The organism is Neobacillus sp. GCM10023253 (genome assembly GCF_042653105.1).
GTDB lineage: Bacteria > Bacillota > Bacilli > Bacillales > Cytobacillaceae > Neobacillus > Neobacillus citreus.
Genome location: NZ_JBHSHV010000037.1, coordinates 1 through 12,510, shown reverse-complemented (window position 1 = coordinate 12,510; position 12,510 = coordinate 1). Strand labels below are relative to the sequence as shown.

12 protein-coding genes and 1 pseudogene are annotated in these 12,510 nt (G+C 38.8%); 6 read left to right on the top strand and 7 right to left on the bottom strand.

The genetic code is table 11. The features are described 5' to 3' along the window. Window positions 1–90: 90 nt before the first annotated feature. Complete coding sequence (locus ACFPA1_RS28745) at window positions 91–771, bottom strand: DUF1129 family protein (protein ID WP_378588537.1); 681 nt, start codon at window positions 769–771, stop codon at window positions 91–93. Beyond that, complete coding sequence (locus ACFPA1_RS28740) at window positions 758–1,096, bottom strand: PadR family transcriptional regulator (RefSeq protein WP_378588534.1); 339 nt, start codon at window positions 1,094–1,096, stop codon at window positions 758–760. The genes ACFPA1_RS28745 and ACFPA1_RS28740 overlap by 14 nt, the downstream gene beginning before the upstream one ends. 352 nt (window positions 1,097–1,448) lie before the next feature. Between ACFPA1_RS28740 and ACFPA1_RS28735 the strand changes: the two genes are divergently transcribed. Together ACFPA1_RS28735 and ACFPA1_RS28730 are read left to right on the top strand one after the other, a co-directional pair. Next, on the top strand, window positions 1,449–2,018 hold the full coding sequence (locus ACFPA1_RS28735) for a sigma-70 family RNA polymerase sigma factor (protein ID WP_378588532.1): 570 nt from the start codon (window positions 1,449–1,451) through the stop codon (window positions 2,016–2,018). After that, window positions 2,015–3,037 (top strand): DUF4179 domain-containing protein, encoded by a 1,023-nt coding sequence (locus ACFPA1_RS28730; RefSeq protein ID WP_378588529.1) that lies wholly within the window; start codon window positions 2,015–2,017, stop codon window positions 3,035–3,037. The genes ACFPA1_RS28735 and ACFPA1_RS28730 overlap by 4 nt, the downstream gene beginning before the upstream one ends. Window positions 3,038–3,100: 63 nt before the next feature. Here the strand turns inward: ACFPA1_RS28730 and ACFPA1_RS28725 are convergent, their stop codons facing one another. Continuing rightward, on the bottom strand, window positions 3,101–4,090 hold the full coding sequence (locus tag ACFPA1_RS28725) for a hypothetical protein (RefSeq protein ID WP_378588526.1): 990 nt from the start codon (window positions 4,088–4,090) through the stop codon (window positions 3,101–3,103). Window positions 4,091–4,357: 267 nt separating this feature from the next. Here ACFPA1_RS28725 and ACFPA1_RS28720 point away from each other — a divergent pair, with 267 nt between their 5' ends. The 4 genes from ACFPA1_RS28720 (at window position 4,358) to ACFPA1_RS28705 (ending at window position 7,897) form a co-directional block, all read left to right on the top strand. After that, a complete protein-coding gene (locus tag ACFPA1_RS28720) occupies window positions 4,358–4,852 on the top strand; it encodes a CBO0543 family protein (RefSeq protein ID WP_378588523.1) in 495 nt (164 codons plus the stop codon). Beyond that, on the top strand, window positions 4,852–5,310 hold the full coding sequence (locus ACFPA1_RS28715) for a CBO0543 family protein (RefSeq protein WP_378588521.1): 459 nt from the start codon (window positions 4,852–4,854) through the stop codon (window positions 5,308–5,310). The genes ACFPA1_RS28720 and ACFPA1_RS28715 overlap by 1 nt, the downstream gene beginning before the upstream one ends. Before the next feature lie 438 nt (window positions 5,311–5,748). Then, the gene (locus ACFPA1_RS28710) at window positions 5,749–6,762 is read left to right on the top strand and encodes a DUF3231 family protein (protein WP_378588519.1); all 1,014 of its coding nucleotides are present in this window, start codon (window positions 5,749–5,751) and stop codon (window positions 6,760–6,762) included. Window positions 6,763–6,889: 127 nt separating this feature from the next. Continuing rightward, entirely contained in the window at window positions 6,890–7,897 is a 1,008-nt protein-coding gene (locus ACFPA1_RS28705; RefSeq protein WP_378588517.1) for a DUF3231 family protein, read from the top strand. Window positions 7,898–8,168: 271 nt separating this feature from the next. Here ACFPA1_RS28705 and ACFPA1_RS28700 read toward each other — a convergent pair whose 3' ends face one another. The 4 genes and pseudogenes from ACFPA1_RS28700 to ACFPA1_RS28685 form a co-directional block, all read right to left on the bottom strand. After that, a complete protein-coding gene (locus ACFPA1_RS28700; RefSeq protein ID WP_378588515.1) occupies window positions 8,169–8,717 on the bottom strand; it encodes a GNAT family N-acetyltransferase in 549 nt (182 codons plus the stop codon). A gap of 217 nt (window positions 8,718–8,934) precedes the next feature. Continuing rightward, window positions 8,935–9,039, bottom strand: a pseudogene (locus tag ACFPA1_RS28695) (carboxymuconolactone decarboxylase family protein); the annotation flags it as partial. Between the two features lie 448 nt (window positions 9,040–9,487). Then, window positions 9,488–10,732 (bottom strand): M20 metallopeptidase family protein, encoded by a 1,245-nt coding sequence (locus ACFPA1_RS28690; protein ID WP_378588513.1) that lies wholly within the window; start codon window positions 10,730–10,732, stop codon window positions 9,488–9,490. Window positions 10,733–10,813: 81 nt separating this feature from the next. After that, a complete protein-coding gene (locus tag ACFPA1_RS28685) occupies window positions 10,814–12,079 on the bottom strand; it encodes an MFS transporter (RefSeq protein ID WP_378588511.1) in 1,266 nt (421 codons plus the stop codon). Between the last annotated feature and the right edge of the window lie 431 nt (window positions 12,080–12,510).

Genomic DNA, 12,510 nt, shown 5'->3' with positions numbered 1-12,510 from the left:
GCTCAAAAACCCTCTAATGAAAACATTTAGAATTAAACTTCACAAAAACCCTTGACTAATCGTAAGAAGAACCGTCCCCATGCCTCAATTTTATTTTGTAATACAATATTTGCGGTCTAACCATTTGGAGATGCTGAGTGTTGCGACTCCGATAATTAGGTATACAAGGCCTCCAACTTCTATTACATATCCAAAGTTAGGAATAAGTCTAGGTAGAAAAATCATACCGAATATGGATAGTGTCATAATGAAAGATAATAAGACAAAATCTTTCACTTTATTGGATACTTTGTAAATAGATTGTTGCAGCCATTTTAAAATTAGAACCACATCAAGGAAAATGATACAAGCAACGATTATAAACGTAACAATGGCTGTCCCGACATACACTGTCTGATCGCTATTTTTAAAATAGTGAATAATGATGTCTCCGATCCCATTCACTATAGCTATTAAGCCTGCCAGCTTCACTAACAAAAAGACTATAAAATAGGCTGTGCTTTTCCCAGGTTCTTTAGGTAACTGCTTGATCATTTCATCACAGTACGCAGATGGATTCTCTCCAAATATATCCCCAGCTCGTTTTCCTTCTTTCTGTGCCTCAATGATATGATCTAAAAGCTCCATTAATAATTCTTCAGATTGCTGCTCCGAAACGGCCAAACTCGCTCGGATATAAACGAGCATATTACCGTAATATTCTTCATTTTCTTTCGTCAATTCATTTCGTTTTCGATTATTTAGTTCAATCAACTCTTTAGCGTTCATCATCCAATCCCCTATTTAACAATTTATCTACAGGTTTCTGAATATTTTTCCATTCTTCGCGAAACTCAGATATTGCCGTTTCCCCTTGAATAGTAAGTTGGTAGTATTTCCGTTTAGGACCTGTTGGGGAGGCGCGCATTTCACCTTTAATTAACCCCTCCTTTTGGAGCCGAAGCAAAATGGGATAAATAGATCCTTCACTCACATCATTCAAGCCAAATTGTTGAAGTTTCTGTGATAGTTCATACCCATAAACCGTTTCTTTTTCAATGATTGATAAAATACATCCTTCTAAAATCCCTTTTAATAATTGGCTTCTTAGAGACATAAACGTTTCGTCCTTATCGCTATCTTGTAATACAAGATACTATGTTTTAATTTAGCTACCTTGCAAAACAAGATAGCTTGACATTACCCATCATATCCTATTTTTGGTAATTGGTCAAGTCTTGATGCATGGAGACTGGTACATCAACAGGGACGGTCCTCATGCCTCATTCCGCGGTCCGGCCCTGGCCCACATTCGGTACCTGGTGCAACGTAATCCGCTGATTTGATGCAAAAGAACCGTCCCCATGCCTCATTATTGTAAAATAAATTCAAAATAGTTGAGAATTTGCGGATGGTTGGTTCGTTATAGTTAGTGAAAAAGCTTTTTCAAAAAATGAAGGAGATATAATATGGCCGTTTCTAACAAGAATTTTATTAAACGCTTAAAAAAGCAAAAAGAAGATGCCCTGGAGTATGTCATTGATGAATATATGCCCTTTGTCAAAGCCATTTCACTGAAAATATTACAGCCGCTTGGTAAACGTGATGCCGTCGATGATTGTATAAATGATGTGTTTTTAGAAGTTTGGAAAAACAGCCATCAATTTAATGGAGATGAAGCAGATTTCAAAAAATGGATCGGCACCATCACAAAGTATAAAGCAATTGATTACTATCGAATCTTTGAAAAACAGACTGTACGCGAGGCTCCTCCCGTTGAACTTGAACAAATTAGTTCACCTACGAGTTTACAAAAGTCCGTATTAGATCGGGAACAAAAAAATGAGCTACTTTTTGAACTATGCAAGCTAGCTGAACTAGATCGCGATATTTTTATCATGAAATACTTTTTAGAGATGACTAATAGTGAAATTGCTGATTCACTGCATCTATCAAAAGCTGCAGTCGATAATCGATTGTATCGCGGCAAGAAAAAATTAGCGGAAAATATGAAATTGAAGGAGCAATTCATTATATGAGTTACTATAAAAAGCTAGCGGATCTCAATATTGATGAAATCGAACCTGTGGCAGTCAGTGAGATTGAAAAAAAACGCGTGAAACAGCATGTTATGGGAGTGGGCGCAAAGAAGAAAATAAAGGTTTTTAAATATATGGCAGTGGCAGCAACGATTGCACTCGGGGCCGCGATTGGTGCCAGTTTTGCCGTACCATCACTCGCATCCCAAATTCCATTTATGAATAATATTATGAATTACTTTAAAGATGAAAACTCTTATACTAGCAACTATTCCAAATTCGCAACATCTATTTCACAAACCCAGTCAAGTAATGGTGTGTCCATCATGATTGAGGATGCTGTATTTGATGGATCTTCCATTACGGTTTCCTATGCGATTGAAACCGATAAAGATTTAGGAACAAGTCCTGGCATGTCATCAGCATTCAATGTAAAGGGAGCAGTGGCAATTGGGGCGGCTGGCACGATTAAAAAAGTCAATGACACAAAATATGTAGGTACAGAAAAAATAACGCCTACATTTCGTGGAAGCAAACCTGACCGTATTGAAATTAGCTGGGAACCGGGGGCATTCAAAAATCTAGAAACAGATGAATCCATTGCAGGTGATTGGCATTTTGCCTTTGAAGTGTCCGCTTTGGAAAACAAGTCGAAACTTGTGAATCAGTACGTTACAAATCATGGTGTGACAGTTAACATTAAGTCCATTGAAACGAATGGTCTGTCAACCGTGATCCACTACGAACAAGTGGTGGAAGCCCGTATTCTAGACAAATGGCCGCATGTAACCGCAGAAATTAAAAGTGTACAAGATGATTTAGGGAATAGCTACAGCGTTGATGGGAACGGCGGTGTCAGCCGTGACAACGGAGTATCCTTTGAATGGAGCAGTACGATTAAATCAATCCATCCAAACGCAAAATCACTAACATTAGTACCAGTCATCTACTATTCCCTTGGCTCAGGAAGAGGACTAGAAACAAAAGAAATGGCCCCCATCACTATCGAGCTAAAGTGATGCAGAGGGACGGTTCTTGTGCCTCATTTTTTTGAGGCACAAGAACCGTCCCCATGCTTCATCTTAAGACGAACATCCGCTGCCGCAGCTTGAGCAGGATGAGCAGCTGCTTCCCCCGCCATCTCCTCCTCCACTGTCCCCGCCACAATTCCCGGAATCCTTACCTGAATCGTCCGAAGAAGTAGATCCGCAAAAAACAGCGGTGGTGCAGCCGCTTGTATATTTTGCCGCTTCGGCAAAGGCAATCGTTCTCATGTATTCCCAATAATGATCAAAATAAAAATACGAGAAAAAAACCATCCCTAGCGCGAGTGGAGCCATATCGCCATACGTCCGCTGTTTCGAAAAGGAACCTTTCGGGTTAGCACGATACATATTTTCGGCTTCGCTTAATTGCTTTTTCAGCCGATTAACCAAAAATTCAAGGACGTCCTTGTTTTCCTCGCTCCGCTGAAAATATTTTTCAATCAACGCTTCCGTACTGCTTTCCTTAAATTCTTTTAAAATTGCGCTTTCCATCGGGTACTTGAAAAAATTCCCCCATGTTTTCCAGCTGAACTGAGTAATTTCAAACAGCTGTGAAAAAATCCAGTCAAAAAAGGCTCGTTCCTGTGGTGCCGGTTCAGGATTGGTGTTCGGTGTATGATGCAGCATTTTTCCTAAGAATTTCTCGGAAAACGCCTGATAATTTTTTGTGAAAAGAATCATTTCATGCCAGATTTCATCGACATCCTCACTAAACATCGGCGCCTTCTTTAAAATGTTGGCGACGATGAAATACCGCTTTAATTCAAACAGCAGCCATTCAAACTCATCTTCACTCCGATTCGGAAAATCCTTTAAATAGCGCTGTTTTACCTGCTGTATGTATTCATCGTCTAGTGCGGTGTTTAATTGATTAATCAAAGGCTGTATCGGGACATGACTTAACACACCTAAGTTGGCTGGGATATTCTCCTTAACTAATTTAGGCCGCCTTTTGCCCGCCGACGAAATATATAGCACGATAACTCCTACGACTATTACCCCTGTTATAATAACCCCCGCAGTCATTCCATTCCCCTCTCGTGGATGTTCTGTTTGGAAATATTTTCTAACCTATAAAAATTATAAACAATGGAAATATAATTTTTAAGGCTTTTTCGGAAAATTTACTCAAAATTAACAATCCTTGTTGATGCATAGGGACGGTTCTCTTGCCTCATCCTGCTGTGCCGAATCAGGGTTCCTATTTAGTAAATGACCTTGAAATGATGCATAAGAACCGTCCCCATGCATCATTCTAAAATTATCCTACACGAGAGATGGAGTTTCTTAGACATGCAGATGGAGCGTTTGATCTTGACTGCAATGTGGCTGTTTGGCTTTGCTGGCTTTATTTTGTTTATTCCACGTAAAGATTGGCGCAAGGGAATTTTGGCATTCATGATGTTTCAAGGTATCATCTGGCTTTGCGATATGCCTTCGTTCCATTTTGGCTTGTTTAGTGCGCCTGTTCGAGAGTTCCCAAAAGCCAGCCATCTTCCCATTACAATCGATTATTGGTTTTATCCCATTTTGTTTTCCCTATATTACGTGCATAAGAAAGTAAAGGGCAGCCGATGGTCCAGGTTTATATACTTTATTATTTGGGTTTCTGCCGTCACGTTGTTTGATATTACTCTCGAAAGATTTACAGATTTATTAGAATATAAATGGTTGACGTGGTGGGGGATGTGGATTTACATTTGGTTTCTCTTTTACGTGAGTCAAGTCTTGTGCAATTGGTTCTTTAAGGATAAAGCTGTGTTTCAAACAGAACGGCGGGGTATCTGATGAGAATGGAATGGTGGATCTTAATATCCGTCTACGCAGTGTCAACAGGGATTCTTTTCTTCATACCGAAAAATAAATTTCGCCTTGCCGTCGTGGCTATATTGTTCAAACAGGTTATTACCTTTCTTATAGGTTTAGTAGTCGTGGAGCTTGGACTGCTTGAATATCCTGTCCGATTATTTCCTTCTGTCAATCGGACGAGCTTCACATATGAGTACTATGCTTTTCCAGTCATATGTGCCGCCTTTAATGTCTGGTATCCCAATAAACGAAGTACTCTTTTTCAATCGGCTTATTATGTAGGCTTTACCTCCGTGTTGACGATAGGCGAAATTATTATCGAAAAATACACCGACCTCATTACATACATACACTGGGCCTGGTATATTTCTTGGATTTCCATTTGCCTTTCATTCTTTATATCGCGATTATTTTGTCGCTGGTTCTTTGCAAAATGATGCATGGGAATGATGCATGGGGACGGTTCTCTTGCCTCATCAGTGGTGCCGATCCAGATTCCATGATAGGAAATTGTATGACCGCCGCTGTGAAAGATACACGATTATATGCGGGATTAAATGTTAAATAGGGAGCCTAAAAGGGAATGAAGACTCCCAAGGATACAATGATTAAAATCCACCAGCTTTTTTTAGGTTTCAATCTATTCACACTCCAATTTTGTTACTTTCTCCTGTAGTAATAAGTAATGGGTGACTAAACGAATCTAAAAAAGTATAAAAATAATGTCACTCAAACTTCTAAATAAAAAAACGACCAAAATGTTGCATGAGAACCGTCCCCATGCATCAAAATCCCTCGAATTTATCTGTATACTTCATAATCAATACCCATAAAATAATTTCAGAATAATAAATGGAAAAACTGGAGGTATTTTTTTGGGGATTTTTAAGCAAAAATCGGCAAATAAATTAACCGCAGCAGAAGTATCCGCTCTTTGGCTTCAGTATATGGGCGATAGTATGGCGATCTGTGTCTACAAATATTTTCTTAAAATTGTTGAAAATAATGAGATAAAACCTATCTTAGAATTCTCTTTACAGTTAGCTGAGGGTCATATTACGAAAATCACCGAATTCTTGAAAAGTGCAAATTTCCAAGTCCCAATCGGATTTACCGAGAATGACGTGAATGTTAATTCCCCACGTCTGTTTTCCGATCAATTTTTACTATTTTACTCCTATATTATGACCATTCATGGGTTATCCGCTTATAGCTTAGCGATTACAAATACAGAACGAGAAGACATTCAAAATTATTTTTTTGAATGCGTGAAAGAATCTAAGGAATTGTTCCAAAAAATAGTGAAATTGGCTAAAAGTGAGCCGAAATATTCAAGTGTCCCCTCCGTTCCTTCGCCTCATTGGGCGGAATTCATGGAAACACCCGGATTCATTTCAAATTTAATTGGCGACAAACGGCCACTAAACAGTTCGGAAATCAGCACCCTTTTCTTTAATTCAACGAAAACTGGATTTATCAGTTCATTAAGTTTGGCTTTTAGTCAGGTAGCAGTGCATGAAGATGTTCGAAATTTTTTGTTAAAAAACGTTAAATTAGCAGGGAAAGATGCCGAAAGCTTTGACACGATATTGCAAGAGGATCATTTGCCAATACCTGAGAAATGGGATGCAGAAATTACCGATTCGACTGTAAGTCCATTTTCTGACAAATTGATTATGTTTCACGCAGGCTTTTTAGTAAATGCAGCCCTTACTTATTATGGTGCATCATTAGGCTCCAGCTTTAGATCGGATATTATCGTGAACTATACAAAAGTATTTACCCACGCTTTGGAGGCTGGTGCAATTTCATACAGTATTATGGTTAAACATGGATGGTTAGAAAAACAACCGGAAGCGATTGACAGAAATCATCTGATGCAAGATTAATGAGATGATACGAAAAATTGTGCGTTGTATCCTACCTTTCGGTTGTCTTTACATCTGCTACATATATCAGGGTGTTTTGGGGAAATTGATATTAGAGAATTTTGTCTAATTCATTGGAGGTTGGATTATGGAGTTTGGAAATCAGGTGGGGCTTACTTCGGCAGAGATTACATCTTTATGGGCTTCTTATATCAATGACAGTGCTATTTCATGCAAGTTCAAATTTTTTCTATCCAAGGTTGAGGATGAAGAAATAAGACCATTACTTAAAAAGGCTTTTGATATTGCTCAAGGAAATCTTAACACTCTAACTGAAATTTTCAAAAAAGAAAAGTATCCGATTCCATATGGTTTTAAACTTGATGAAGATGTCGATATATCTGCACCTAGATTGTATTCAGATTCATATGCGTTAAATTACCTCCATCAATCAGCTCAAATTGCCCTTCAAGGTTATAGCATGAATCTGTCCTTATCTGTCAGGGGAGATGTTTATAGCCATTTTAATGAATGCATTTCACAATTAACACCATTTCTAAGAGAGGTAAAGGAACTTTTATTATCAAAAGGACTTTATATCAGGTCTCCCCATTTACCCATACCAGATGATATAGATTTTGTTAAAAAGAAAAGTTTTTTAAAAGGTTTTTTTGGAGAAAAAAGACGGTTAACAGGTACAGAAATTACAAATCTCTTTACTAACATTCAAAGAAATGCTTTTGGGGTAGCAACCTTGCTGGGATTTAGTCAAGTTGCCCAGTCAAAAGAGGTTACCGAGTACTTGGTTAGAGGAAAGGACATTGCTAAAAAACACTCTGAAGTTTTGGGTTCCCTTCTCAGTGAGGATGACCTACCTGTACCAATGACATGGAATACCGAAGTAACAGAGTCAACGGCTTTTACCTTTTCTGATAAGCTAATGATGTTTTATACTACATCATTAATCGCCCTTAGCATCGGATTTTATGGAACAAGTATGGCAGTGAGCCCTCGAAAGGATATAGGGCTTCAATATGTTAGGCTCTCTGCTGAAATAGCAGAGTATGCAAAAGATGGAGCAAATATATTGATTGAAAACGGCTGGTTGGAACAACCGCCTATGGCTGCGGATCGGGATGAATTGGCAAATAAATGAGGCATGGGGACGGTTCTTCTGCTTCATTCTGGATGCTGGTCCTTGGACCTTGTTGGGTGCATGAAAAGGCTGAAATTGATGCATAAGAGCCATCCGCTTGTTTCTTGAGAGTAATGCTGGCTTATTCGAGAATAAATCTGCCCTATCCGAGAGTATTCTGCTGGACCGAGAGTATTTTCCTTTTATCCGAGAGTATTGCTGGCTTATCCAAGAGTAAATCTGCCCTATCCGAGAGTATTCTAGAGCTTTAAGAGTATGTTTTTCTTACTGTTTACCCTAATACAAGATCACTGACCTTGATTCTCCAAATCATATGATCATTTCCTGTTCCCCAATAGTCCTTTAACAAATAATTAGGTTCTCCGAATTTCTTTATCCATATCTTTTGTGCCCGAGTATATCCGCTATCTAAACAAAAAACTTCTATGCCCTTCTTCTGCAATGTAATATACATGGCATTCAACAACAAATTCCCTACCCCCATTCTCTGGAAGTCAGGGTGTACAAAAACTGTACCCACCTCAATTAGCCCTTTGAAAGCGTTGTTTGTACAATTACAGATAAGAACACTTGCAGGACCAAATTCTATTGAACCAATAATTTTATTTCCATCTAAAGCAATCAAGAAATATCGATAACCACCATTGCTTTCAAAATCGCTTGCTAAATATTTTTCCTTCGCTTCGATTTCATCCTTAATATCTTTCTGCCTATCTCCTAATCCTTCTTTCATGAACGTATCAGTAATCACGGTTTTAAATAATAAGTGTAACTCTTTTGTGTCCTCAATGTTTGGTCTTCTTATCTCCACTTTAAGCACCCCAAAACTCTTCTTATTCCTATTCACTTCTCCAACATACTTCTGTTATCCTTCTTCAAGCATCCTGTATAACAACGAAAAAAGCATCCAACATTGTTCATTTGGATGCCTTTTGTCTTCAACCCGTTGCGAACACCCATAGGATCTTCCCCGAAAATAATTAGTTCTCAGTTGCTGTATTCCCCATTGCAATAGAGATTCTATTCCAGCTGTTAATTTAATTAATTGTTAGAACAAGGTCAACATACTGTTTCTCATCATAGTGTTCAGAAACTCGTTGATAAAGCTCATCGGGAACGCGTTTTGTCGGGATTAATGTCACGAACTTCAAATGAAAAATTAATGGTTATGGGTATAGAGAAAACGGCTGCTAGCTCCCTCCTCCTACACCATAATTTAGTTATGCTCTCTGAGGAAGAAAAAATGCTTGATTACTTGCGAAACGCGGCTATGGTCGCTCTCAAAGCATTACAACAAAGCCCCTTTATTCGACAAATTTCCAGGGAAATGTAGTTAACCAAACGTTTTTGTAAAAATGGCCTAAACCCTGTTAAATCACAGGTTCGCGGCTTTAACTTACAGAAAAAATTGCCGATCGCTGTCTTAAGCCCACAAAAATAAACCCTGCTCCACAACAGCAAGGTTTATATGAGGGGATGATTCATAGGGACGGTTCTCTTGTCTCATTCCGCGCTGCCGGTTTATGTCCATCTTCGGCGTATGGGCCGATAACACGACTGAAAATGATGCATCAGAACCGTCCCCATGCATTATTTATGTTGGGCTTTTAGCCATTCCATTGCAACATTGGCGTGTAATGCAGCGCCGTATTTGAAGGTGTCTTCGTTTTGGTGCATGCGAGGGTTGTGCACTGGTGGTTGTCCTTCTTTACCTGTACCTAAGACGACAAATGCAGAAGGTACGGCCTGAGAGATATGAGAAAAATCTTCTGATCCCCCCAAACAGCCATGGTCCATCACATTTTCTTTACCTACAACAGCTTCTAATGCCGGCATAACTTCATCAATAAATTCTGGATTATTGTGGGTTGTTGGTGTATGGAAATCTACAATGTTATACTCACCGCGCCACGCTTTGACGATATGATCGATCATTTCCGGGATCCGTTTGCACATATGGTCTCTCGATTGTTGGTCAAAGCTGCGCATATTCCCTTGCAGGACTGCTTTATCTGGGATTATATTTGTCACAGTCCCCCCGCTCATCGCTCCGATGGAGAAGGTCACACTTGCCTTTGGATCGACTTCGCGGGTATATAGTAAATTTAAGCTTGTATATAATTGATTCATAATCATATTAGCATCAATTGTTTTATGCGGCTGTGAACTATGTCCGCCATTTCCTTGAATTTCAACAATATACGTATCCATTGCCTGAGATACGGTTCCTTTGGTGACAGATAATGAACCAGCTTCCTGGTCAGGCATAATATGGATGGCAAAGGCTGCATTTACTTTAGGATTTTCAAGCAGTCCATCATCAATCATTAACTTGGAACCATAGCCCCATTCTTCCCCTGGCTGGAACATTAATTTAACGGTTCCTTGCAGCTTATCTTCATGATCCTTTAACATTTGGGCAGCTCCTAAAAGCATGGCGACGTGTGAGTCATGACCGCAGGCATGCATTTTACCCGGAACCTTCGATTTATATTCGGATTCATATTCTTCTTCAAGCGGCAAGGCATCCATATCGGCACGGAGCAAAATACAAGGTTCACCTTTACCGATAGTTGCAACTACACCTGTACAATTTTCCTGTAAGCCAAATCCTGCTCTCGCATATTTTTTGGCAATTTCCTCTGGCACGACACCGCATGGCTTATTTTCAATCCCCATTTCATCCAAACGCTGCCGGATATATTTTTGCGTATTTGGAAGATCGAAACCCAGTTCCGGATGCTGGTGTAAATAGCGGCGATCTTTAATGATTTGCTCTTCATATTTCTGTGATTCCTCAAAAAAATTCACCTTAATTGGTAAAGTAGAAGTCATTATACTGGTCCTCCCTTTTACTTATAATACCCCACCTTTATGGGCAGGGTATGGTAATCTTTTATTTTATTAAAAACAAAATTAGACTGCTTCTTTTTGTGTGATATCTGAATTTAAAGCAAACTTTGGTTTTGTTTTCACTGCTACGAAAAATAATACAAATTCTACAACCGCAAAAACAATTAACATCTTGATCAATAATCCATAGGAATGATTAATGTTATAAATTAATCCAGATACGATCGGAGCAATCGCCGCACCTAAGGATGTAAATAAGGATACAGTTCCATATTTTGCACTGTATTCTTTCTCACCAAAGAGCGCTGCCGTAAGATAAGCAGGTGTTACCGTAACGGCCGTTGAGCCTAATGCTGAAAAGACGGTATATAGGATGCCAGGAACTAATAGATTTCCTTTCATTAAAAACAGAAAGCAAATGATATCGGATGCAACGATAAATACCAACGTTTTGATTAATCCTATCTTGTCATATAATCTACCGACTAATAGCTTCGCAACAATTACCATCGCTGAAGCTAATGATAATAGCAAGGCGGCTTGCTGAGCTGGGGTACCGATATCGGTTAAATAAGGAACCAGGTTAATAATCATACTATTAACAACAATTCCCCCTACGACAATTCCTAAGCAAAGAACCCAAAAAGATACTGTCTTGTATGCTTCCTTTTGGTTTAATCCAACTAATTCTTTATTTGGCAGACTATTTGACGTTTTTTCTTCACCTAGTGGTGATAGACCTTTATCAGCAGGGCTTAATTTTATAACAAAGATAATTAAAGGAATGAGTACAACTAATATTAAAATACCAATTGCAAGATAGGCTGTTCTCCAACCGTAGTCTGTTATCATCCAAGTAACTAAAGGACTGAGAATCATTGACCCGAAACCAGTTCCCGATAAGGCGATCCCTAAGCTTAATCCGCGTTTGGCATGAAACCAATTTGTAATAAGAACAGAGACAGGAATCATACCAGCCCCGGCTAGAGCCATACCCATTGGTACTGCAAATATAAGAAAATGAATGAGTGCAGTTGAAAAGGAAAACCCAATATATGCCCCTGCGCCTAAAACGGTAAATAAAGTCATGTATACTCGTATATCCAGCTTTTTCATTAATCTGCCGGCAATTGGAGCTGTAATCATGGCAGTTGTAGCCATTATGGTGTAATACATGGTAAACTCGGCTCTTCCAATTCCAAGCTCTTCTGTAACAGGCTTCGTAAAAAGCGAGACGAGGTTTGCAATAGGAGCATAAAGAAACGTCATAATCATGAAGCCTGCTGCCAATATCCACCATCCGTAAAAAATGCCGCCTTTTTTATTCATATTCATCAATCCCCTATTATTGGTCTTTTGTTGTATTGGCTACTGTTCTTCTCTAGTATTATCTTGCTGAAATTATTGGTTTTTACCATTCAGTTGCGAAGTTTGCATATAAAGCCTTGTCGACATGTTCATTCTTTGTGTATACGCTTCCAAATATATCCACGCAATATAGTTTGTCCGTACTTATTCGTTAGAAAGGTACTATCCTACCTCCAACTTCAAGCATCCCCCCTAAATATAATTGTTGAACTTTTTAATATATTTTATATTATATATAATATTTCTATATTTTCAATAAAAAAATAATTCCGTCTACTTTTGACGGAATTATTTTATGGATGATGCATAGGGACGGTTCGAGACCACTGAAAAAGTCGGCTTTTTTTTAATATGGTGAGGCCAGTCATGCAATTTTTCCCCGAAACAGATGG

Excerpts from the sequence above, each read along its gene's own strand:
- ACFPA1_RS28745 (WP_378588537.1), bottom strand. The coding sequence starts at position 771 with ATGATGAACGCTAAAGAGTTGATTGAACTAAATAATCGAAAACGAAAT.
- ACFPA1_RS28740 (WP_378588534.1), bottom strand. The coding sequence starts at position 1,096 with ATGTCTCTAAGAAGCCAATTATTAAAAGGGATTTTAGAAGGATGTATT.
- ACFPA1_RS28735 (WP_378588532.1), top strand. The coding sequence starts at position 1,449 with ATGGCCGTTTCTAACAAGAATTTTATTAAACGCTTAAAAAAGCAAAAA.
- ACFPA1_RS28730 (WP_378588529.1), top strand. The coding sequence starts at position 2,015 with ATGAGTTACTATAAAAAGCTAGCGGATCTCAATATTGATGAAATCGAA.
- ACFPA1_RS28725 (WP_378588526.1), bottom strand. The coding sequence starts at position 4,090 with ATGACTGCGGGGGTTATTATAACAGGGGTAATAGTCGTAGGAGTTATC.
- ACFPA1_RS28720 (WP_378588523.1), top strand. The coding sequence starts at position 4,358 with ATGCAGATGGAGCGTTTGATCTTGACTGCAATGTGGCTGTTTGGCTTT.
- ACFPA1_RS28715 (WP_378588521.1), top strand. The coding sequence starts at position 4,852 with ATGAGAATGGAATGGTGGATCTTAATATCCGTCTACGCAGTGTCAACA.
- ACFPA1_RS28705 (WP_378588517.1), top strand. The coding sequence starts at position 6,890 with ATGGAGTTTGGAAATCAGGTGGGGCTTACTTCGGCAGAGATTACATCT.
- ACFPA1_RS28690 (WP_378588513.1), bottom strand. The coding sequence starts at position 10,732 with ATGACTTCTACTTTACCAATTAAGGTGAATTTTTTTGAGGAATCACAG.
- ACFPA1_RS28685 (WP_378588511.1), bottom strand. The coding sequence starts at position 12,079 with ATGAATAAAAAAGGCGGCATTTTTTACGGATGGTGGATATTGGCAGCA.